This window comes from Kineosporia sp. A_224, from assembly GCF_002198655.1.
GTDB lineage: Bacteria > Actinomycetota > Actinomycetes > Actinomycetales > Kineosporiaceae > R-H-3.
On record NZ_MWLN01000093.1, the window covers coordinates 1 to 7,989 of the forward strand.

Sequence of the window (7,989 nt, forward strand, 5' to 3'; positions counted from 1 at the left end):
CGACGGCGACGGTCTCGTCCTCGCCGACGAGGATCTTCGTGAGGACGCCGGCGACCGGCGACGGGATCTCGGTGTCGACCTTGTCGGTCGAGACCTCGAGGAGCGGCTCGTCGACCTCGACGGTGTCACCCTCCGCCTTGAGCCATCGGGTGACTGTGCCCTCGGTGACGCTCTCGCCGAGGGCGGGCATCTGGACGGCGCGGCCGTCGGCGGCCGGGGCCGACGCGGCGTGCGGTGCGGCAGCGGGCTGCTCGGCCTCGGTGGAGGGGGCCTCGGCGGCCGGGGCCTGCGCCGCCGGGACCGGCTCGGGCTCCGGGGCGGGCTGCTCGGCGGCGGGGGCCTCGGTGGCCGGCGCGGAGGCGCCGTTCGACGAGCCGTCGCCGATGACCGCGAGCGCGGTGCCGACGGCGACCGTCTCGTCCTCGCCGACGAGGATCTGCTCGAGGACGCCCGCCACGGGGGACGGGATCTCGGTGTCCACCTTGTCGGTCGAGACCTCCAGCAGGGGCTCGTCCTGCTCGACCCGGTCCCCGACGCTCTTGAGCCATCGGGTGACTGTGCCCTCGGTGACGCTCTCGCCGAGGGCCGGCATCTGCACGGAGTCCGACATGGGTCCGGCTTCTCCTTCGTCGCTTCCGGCGGTGGCCGGGCTGCTGAGGTCTGCTGCTAGGGGCGGTGCGGTGCAGGTCAGTCTTGCGTGTCTTCGGGGCGCCGCCACGCAGGCGTCGCCCGGGTGTCGCCGTCCGGCCGGCGGACCGGCCGGACGAAGGGGTCAGGCGTGGGAGTGCAGGGGCTTGCCGGCGAGGGCGAGGTGCGCCTCACCGAGGGCCTCGTTCTGGGTCGGGTGGGCGTGCACGAGGGAGGCGACCTCCTCGGGGTAGGCCTCCCAGTTGACGATGAGCTGGGCCTCGCCGATCTGCTCGCCGACCCGGGAGCCGACCATGTGGACGCCGACGACGGGGCCGTCCTTCCGCCGGACGAGCTTGACGAAGCCCGCGGTCGCGAGGATCTGGCTCTTGCCGTTGCCGCCGAGGTTGTACTCGACCGTCGCGACGTTGTCGGCCCCGAACTTCTCCTTGGCCTGGGCCTCGGTGATGCCGACGGAGGCGACCTCGGGCTCGCAGTACGTGACGCGCGGGATGCCGGACTCGTCGATCGGCGCCGGGTTGAGACCGGCGATGTCCTCGGCGACGAAGATGCCCTGCTGGAAGCCGCGGTGCGCGAGCTGCAGGCCGGGGACGATGTCACCGACGGCGTAGACGCCGGGGACGCTCGTGCGCAGCCGCTCGTCGGTGAGGACGAAGCCGCGCTCCATCCGGACGCCGTTCTCCTCGTACCCGAAGCCGGTCGCGTTCGGGCCGCGGCCGACGGCGACGAGGAGGATGTCCGCCTCGATCGTCTCGCCGGACTCCAGGGAGACGGTCACCCCGCCGTCGTGCTGGGTCACGCCCGAGAACCGGACGCCGACCTTGAAGTTGATCTTGCGCTTGCGGAAGGCGCGCTCGAGGGCCTTGGAGCAGGCCTCGTCCTCGGCGGGGACGAGCCGGGGGAGCGCCTCGACGATCGTCACCTCGGCGCCGAAGGACTTCCACACGGAGGCGAACTCGACGCCGATGACGCCGCCGCCGAGGACCACGACGCGCTGCGGCACGTGGTCGAGGGTGAGGGCCTGGTCGCTCGTCATGACCCGGCCGCCGATCTCGAGGCCGGGCAGCGAGCGGGCGTAGGAGCCGGTCGCGAGCACGACGTTGCGGCCGGTGTACCGCTGCCCGCCCGCCTCGACGACGTTCGGCGCGACGAGCCGGCCCTCGGCCTCGACGTAGGTGAGCGTGTCGCGGTGCCCGACGAGGCCCTGCAGGCCCTTGTAGAGCCGGCCGACGACGCCGTCCTTGTACTTGTTGACGCCGGCCATGTCGATCGACTCGAACGTCGCGTGGACGCCGAACTGCTCGCTCTCGCGCGCCGAGTCGGCGACCTCCGCGGCGTGCAGCAGTGCCTTAGTGGGGATGCAGCCGCGGTGCAGGCAGGTGCCGCCGAGCTTGTCCTTCTCGACGAGGACGACGGACAGCCCGAGCTGCGAGGCGCGCAGCGCGGCGGCGTAGCCACCGCTGCCGCCGCCGAGGATCACGAGGTCGTGGACCTGGCCGGAGGACGTCTCGGACACTGGCTCTCCTGTGCGGACGAAGGCACACGCGGTGCCTGGTGCATCGGACGGCGGCTGCTGCCCGCGTCACGACGGCTGCTCCGGCCGGGCCTGCACATGCTCGGGCCGAGCTGTCCGGTCACGTCACAGCGTCGTTTCGCGGCGGTTATGCATCCTTGCATCACGAGGGGACAAGGTCACACCCGGGTGGCCCCCGTGGAGCGCCGAGTGAGCGGACTCACGCATCCGGGTGGTCGGCCCGGCGACGGATGTGACGACGGGCGGTTCGTCGTGCGCGCCGGACGGCGACCGGGGGCACGCGGTCGAACGGATCGCCCCCGCCGGTCGTTGGACCGGGAGATGATGATCCGCACGCCCGACGGGGCGACGGACACACGGCGTCCGCAGGGCGCGGGGGAGGACTGGCAGGCATGGCATGGTTCCGGCGCCGCCGGTCGCAGACCGGCTCCGGCCCCAGCCGGCGTGAGGAGCGCAACGCCGTCACGGCGCACCTCGCCGAGTTCGTCCGCAGCCGCCCCGGGGTCGAGGCGTACATCGAGCCGCGGACGACGGTGACGCCGCCGACCGTGCTGCTCGTCGCGTCGACCGGGGAGTGGACCCGCCGCCGGGTCGCCGACCCGGACGTCGTCCACGGCCTGTCCCGCGAGCTCAACGTGCCGATCTACGACGTCCAGCTCACCGGCTACCCGCAGCGGATGCGGGACTGGACGGCCCGGCAGAAGGCGGCCGGCCGGGAGAGCGCGACCGACCTGGGGAGCTCCGGCCCGGCGTAGGCCCCGGTCCTCCGCCCGGGGCAACCCCGTTGCTCCGTCCGGGCAGGCCCGCCTGCAAGAGGGCGAACCTTGCACAGCGCGCTGTCCTCCAGTGCCTCTGAGTGACCAGACTGGACCTCGAACGACGACAGCCGGCCCGCTGCCGTCGCCATGACCGAGGAGACCACGATGGCCGGCCGACCGATGTTGCGCACCAGGCTGGCGGCGCTCGCCGCCGCCGTCGTCACCTTCGCCGGCGGTGCGCTCGTCGCGGCGCCCGCCGAGGCCGTCACGGTCGACTGCGGGACGCGGACCACCGCGCAGACCTTCGCCAGGTGGGGCGACACGAACCAGTACTTCGTCGTCCAGGACGGCCGCTTCGAGAGCGGCGCGGCGTCGTGGGCCCTCGGCGGCGGCAGCACGACCGTGCTCGGCGGCGAGACGTTCAACGTCGTCGCCGGCACGAACGCCCGCTCGCTGTGGGTGCCGGCGCTCGGCACCGCGACGTCCCCGACGACGTGCGTGGCGTCCAACGAGGACTCGCTCCGCTTCTTCTACAAGGCGCCGGGGATCCTGTTCTCGACGCTGCACGTCTCGATCCGGGTGACGAGCGGGGTCAACGTCGCGACGAACGACCTCGACATCGACGGGTCGAGGTACGGCTGGGCGCCGTCGCAGCGGATCATGCTCCCGGACATCCGGGACGCCTCCGGCCGCCAGTACGTCACCGTGACGTTCAGCCAGCGCGGGCTGCCCGGCTCGTGGAACGTCGACGACGTCCAGATCGACCCGTGGCGCAGCCTCTGACCGGTCCCGCCGTCCCGCGCGCGGTCGACCTGCGCGACGGCAGCGGCCGGGACGGCGGCCGGCGGGACGGCGGCCGGGTCCCCGTGGCCCGCGACGGCGGTGCGCAGGAGGTCGTCGACGGCGTGAGCGAGATCGTCGCCGTCCGGCGCCGTGCCGCCGAGGCTGCGCAGCGGCTGGACCGGGTGAGCGCCGCGGTCGTCGGGTGGGGCTTCGTCGTCGCCGCGACCGGGGTGGCGGTGCTCGGGCTGCTCCTGCCCGGCCCGGCCGACCTGGCCCACCCCTCGGCGGCGAGCCTGCTGCGCGTCCTCGCCCTCGTCGGGCTCTACGTGCTGGCCTACCGGACCGAGTTCGTCGCGGCGTCCGGCAGCGCCGTGCCGACGCAGCCGGTGCTCGTCGCCCTCCTGCTCCTCACCCCGCTGCCGCTCGTCCCGCTCGCCGTCCTCATCGGGCTCCTGCTCGGTGCCGTCGGCTCGCCCCGGGCCGGCGGCCTCGCGCACACCGTGGCGACCCGCGCCGTCCCCGGCTGGCACTGCGTCGGCGCCGTCGCCGTTCTCGCCGTCGCCGGGCCCGCCGGCCCGGCGCTCGCGCACTGGCCGGTCTACGTCGCCGCGTTCGCCGCCCAGATCGCCACGGACGCCGTCGTCGCCGTCGTCCGGTCGGGGTGCCTCGGGGTCGCCCCGGGCACCCTGGTGCGCCCGCTCGCCTGGACCTTCGCCGTCGACGCGCTTCTCGGCGCGGTCGGCCTCGCCGTCGTCGTGGCCGGGGGCGGCGGCTGGGCGACGATCCTGCTGCTCGCGGCGCCGGTCGGTCTCGTCCGGCTCCTCGCCGCCGACGGTCGCCGCAACCTCGCCGCCGCCGTCACGCTCGAGGACGCCTACACGGAGGCCGCGGTGCAGGCCCGGCACGACGCCCTCACCGGGCTCGCGAACCGCCGCGCGTGGGACGAGGCGGTCGCCGCGGCCGGCGCGGACGGGGCGCCCGTCGCCGTGCTCGTCGCGGACCTCGACGGGCTCAAGACCGTCAACGACGCCCTCGGGCACGACGCGGGGGACGACCTCATCCTCGCCGTGGCCGGGCTCCTGCGGGACGTCGTCCCCGGCGCTGTCGTGGCGCGCCTGGGCGGCGACGAGTTCGGCGTCCTCGTGCGCACCGGCGACCCGGCCGCCCCGGACCGGCTGGTCGCCGCGGTGCGTGATGCGGTGGCCGGACACCCTCCGGTGCACGGCGCGGTGCTCTCGGCCTCGGTCGGGGCCGCGCGGTGCGCCGCCGGTGGTGACGTCGACGCCGTCGTCACGCTCGCCGACGCCCGTGCGGGCCAGGACAAGGTCGCCCGCCGGGCCGGCCGGCGGCACGGCGACCCGGGGCAGGGTGCCCGCGCGCAGTGACCCGGGCGGTCAGACCCCGGACGCCGCGACGTCCTCGGCGAGCGCGAGAAGGGTGCGGACGGCGACCCCGGTCCCGCCGACGGGCGTGTAGCCGAACGCCTTGCCGGTGTTGAAGGCCGGGCCCGCGATGTCGAGGTGCGCCCAGGGGATCTGGGTCGCCGCGGCGTCACCCGCGCCCGGACGGGTGCCGACGAACTCGGCGAGGAAGAGCCCCGCGACGAGCATCCCGCCGAAGCGCTCGCCCATGTTCGCGATGTCGGCGACGGGGGAGTCCATGCTGGCGCGCAGCTCGGCGGGCAGCGGCATCGGCCAGAACTGCTCGCCGGCGGCCGCCGAGAGGCTGTGCAGCCGCTCCCGGAACGCGTCGTCGTTCGCCATGATCGCGCTCGTCCGGTTGCCGAGGGCGACCATCTGCGCGCCGGTGAGCGTCGCGACGTCGACGATGACGTCGGGGTTCGTCTCGCTCGCGGCGACGAGCGCGTCGGCGAGGACGAGGCGGCCCTCGGCGTCCGTGTTGAGCACCTCGACGGTCTTGCCGCCGTAGATCGTGATGACGTCGCTCGGGCGCTGCGCCGTGCCCGACGGCATGTTCTCGGCGAGCGCGAGCCAGCCGGTGATCGTCACCTTCAGACCGAGCCGGGCGGCGGCGACGACGGTGTGCAGCACGGCGGCCGCCCCCGACATGTCGCTCTTCATCGCCTCCATGCCCGCGGCCGGCTTGATGGACAGGCCGCCGGAGTCGAAGGTGATGCCCTTGCCGACGAGCGCGACGTGCGCCGTCGCGCCGGCGGGGGCGTAGTCGAGCCGGACGAGCCGCGGCGGCCGGGACGAGCCCATCCCGACGCCGAGCAGGCCGCCGTAGCCGCCGCGGGCCAGCTTCTTCTCGTCGAGCACCGTGACCTTGACGCCCAGGCCCTCGACGGCCTTCGTGGCCTCGTCGGCGAACGCGGCGGGGTAGAGGTCGAGCGGCGGGGTGTTGATGAGGTCGCGGGTCCCGGCGACGGCGGCGGCGAGGACCTCGGCGCGGGTCGCGGCGGCCTTCGCGGCCGCGCCGCGGGCGAGGTCGCTGACGACGGTCACGGCGGCGACGGCCTGCTTGGCGTCCTTCGCGGTCCGGTAGCGGGTGAAGGTGTACGCGCCGAGCAGCGCACCCTCGGCGACCGCGGCGAGCGCGGCGACGTCCGCGGTGGGCAGTGCGACCGCGACCGCCTTGACCCCCGCGAGGGTGCGGGTCGCGGCGCCGGCCGCGCGGCGCAGGGCCTCGGGCGTGACGGCGTCCCCGCGGCCGCCGACCGTGCCGACCCCGGTGAGGACGACGACCGGGGCGGCGACGCCGCCGCCCGACGGCACCCGGACCACCTCGTCGGCGGCGCCGGACACCCCGAGGCCGGCGAGGGAGCCGGCGAGGCTGCGGCGCAGCGGCGCGGGCAGCGCCTCGCCGAGCAGCCGCGGTCCGTTCGGCGCGGAGGCGACGGCGACGACGAGGGCGTCGGCCTTGACGGTGGCGGGGGCCTTGGTCGTGAGGCTCAGGGTGGGCACCCGCCGATGCTATCGACGCAGGTCCCGCGCGGCGCGCAGGGCTCGTCGGAGTATCTTCGCCGTCCATGACGGACCCCTCTGCGCCCGCCGCGCTGCGGCACACCGCTCTTGCCGACCGGCACGTCGCCCTCGGTGCGAAGCTCGCCGACTTCGGCGGCTGGGAGATGCCCATCGAGTACCCGGGCGGAGGGGTGCTCAAGGAGCACGAGGCGGTCCGGACGGCGGTCGGCATCTTCGACGTGAGCCACCTGGGGACGGCGACCGTGACCGGGCCCGGGGCCGCGGCGTTCGTCGACTCCTGCCTGACGAACTCGCTCGCGAAGATCGCGCCCGGCCAGGCCCAGTACACGCTCTGCTGCGACGACGCGACGGGCGGGGTCGTCGACGACCTCATCGTCTACCTGTGGAACGCGGACGGCGTCCTCCTCGTGCCGAACGCGGCGAACTCCGCCGAGGTGCTGCGCCGGCTGCGGGCCGCCGCCCCGGACGGCGTGACGGTCGTCGACATGCACGCGGACATCTGCGTGCTCGCCGTCCAGGGCCCGCTCTCGGACGACGTCCTCACCGCCGTCGGGCTGCCCGTCGGCCACGGCTACATGAGCTTCGCCGAGACCCGGCTCGACGTCCCGGCCGGGCCGACCGACGTCCCGGTGACGGTGTGCCGCACCGGGTACACCGGCGAGCGCGGGTACGAGGTGCTCGTACCGAGCGCCGCCGCACCGGCGCTGTGGGACGCGCTCCTCGCCGAGGTCACCGCGCGCGGCGGTCTGCCGTGCGGTCTCGGTGCCCGCGACACGCTGCGGACCGAGATGGGCTACCCGCTCCACGGGCACGAGCTGTCCCTCGACATCACGCCGGTCCAGGCGCGCACCGGCTGGGCCGTCGGCTGGGCCAAGCCCGCGTTCTGGGGCCGCGACGTCCTGCTCGCGGAGAAGGAGCGCGGCCCGGCCCGGCGGACCTGGGGGCTGCTCGCGCTGGACCGCGGCGTCCCGCGCGCCGAGCTCGACGTCGTCGCGCTCGACGGTCCGGACGACGGCACGGGCGGTGCGCGCACGGTGCTCGGCCGGACGACGTCCGGCACGTTCTCGCCGACGCTCAAGCAGGGCATCGCCATCGCGCTGCTCGACGCGGGGGTCGCCGAGGGCGACGAGGTCGGGGTCGACGTCCGCGGCCGGGTCCTGCGCTGCCGAGTCGTCAAGCCGCCCTTCGTCGCGGATCGCACGAAGGCCTGACACAGCCCCTCCCACCCGTCCTGTGGTGGGTTACGTACCCCAAAACGTGAGTTTGGGGTGCTTCTCCCGCCAGAGGACGGGTGGGAGGGGCAGGGTCAGGTCGTCGCTGC

The 7,989-nt window shown here is 75.0% G+C and carries 7 protein-coding genes; 4 read left to right on the forward strand and 3 right to left on the reverse strand.

Features of this window, described 5'->3' with window-relative positions:
• A partial coding sequence (locus EDJALFJO_RS07490; RefSeq protein ID WP_304441269.1) for a biotin/lipoyl-containing protein occupies positions 1–610 on the reverse strand: 610 nt, incomplete at its 3' end.
• A gap of 162 nt (positions 611–772) precedes the next feature.
• Positions 773–2,164: a dihydrolipoyl dehydrogenase gene (gene lpdA, locus EDJALFJO_RS07495; RefSeq protein ID WP_088283757.1), complete on the reverse strand. Its 1,392-nt coding sequence runs from the start codon at positions 2,162–2,164 to the stop codon at positions 773–775.
• 410 nt (positions 2,165–2,574) lie between these two features.
• Here lpdA and EDJALFJO_RS07500 point away from each other — a divergent pair, with 410 nt between their 5' ends.
• The 3 genes from EDJALFJO_RS07500 to EDJALFJO_RS36065 all read left to right on the forward strand — a co-directional run bounded on the left by EDJALFJO_RS07500 (position 2,575) and on the right by EDJALFJO_RS36065 (position 5,108).
• Entirely contained in the window at positions 2,575–2,937 is a 363-nt protein-coding gene (locus tag EDJALFJO_RS07500) for an oxidoreductase (protein ID WP_088283759.1), read from the forward strand.
• Positions 2,938–3,105: 168 nt separating this feature from the next.
• Positions 3,106–3,723, forward strand: coding sequence for a hypothetical protein (locus tag EDJALFJO_RS07505; protein ID WP_143448359.1), 618 nt, complete (start codon positions 3,106–3,108; stop codon positions 3,721–3,723).
• Positions 3,708–5,108 (forward strand): diguanylate cyclase, encoded by a 1,401-nt coding sequence (locus tag EDJALFJO_RS36065; RefSeq protein WP_304441270.1) that lies wholly within the window; start codon positions 3,708–3,710, stop codon positions 5,106–5,108. The genes EDJALFJO_RS07505 and EDJALFJO_RS36065 overlap by 16 nt, the downstream gene beginning before the upstream one ends.
• A gap of 9 nt (positions 5,109–5,117) precedes the next feature.
• Here EDJALFJO_RS36065 and EDJALFJO_RS07515 read toward each other — a convergent pair whose 3' ends face one another.
• Positions 5,118–6,647, reverse strand: coding sequence for a leucyl aminopeptidase (locus EDJALFJO_RS07515; protein ID WP_088283762.1), 1,530 nt, complete (start codon positions 6,645–6,647; stop codon positions 5,118–5,120).
• Positions 6,648–6,712: 65 nt separating this feature from the next.
• Between EDJALFJO_RS07515 and gcvT the strand changes: the two genes are divergently transcribed.
• The gene (gene gcvT, locus EDJALFJO_RS07520; protein WP_088283764.1) at positions 6,713–7,879 is read left to right on the forward strand and encodes a glycine cleavage system aminomethyltransferase GcvT; all 1,167 of its coding nucleotides are present in this window, start codon (positions 6,713–6,715) and stop codon (positions 7,877–7,879) included.
• Positions 7,880–7,989 lie beyond the last annotated feature (110 nt).

What these genes read in the sequence shown, in the direction of transcription:
- EDJALFJO_RS07500 (WP_088283759.1), top strand. Translation starts at nt 2,575, where the DNA reads ATGGCATGGTTCCGGCGCCGCCGGTCGCAGACCGGCTCCGGCCCCAGC.
- EDJALFJO_RS07505 (WP_143448359.1), top strand. Translation starts at nt 3,106, where the DNA reads ATGGCCGGCCGACCGATGTTGCGCACCAGGCTGGCGGCGCTCGCCGCC.
- gcvT (WP_088283764.1), top strand. Translation starts at nt 6,713, where the DNA reads ATGACGGACCCCTCTGCGCCCGCCGCGCTGCGGCACACCGCTCTTGCC.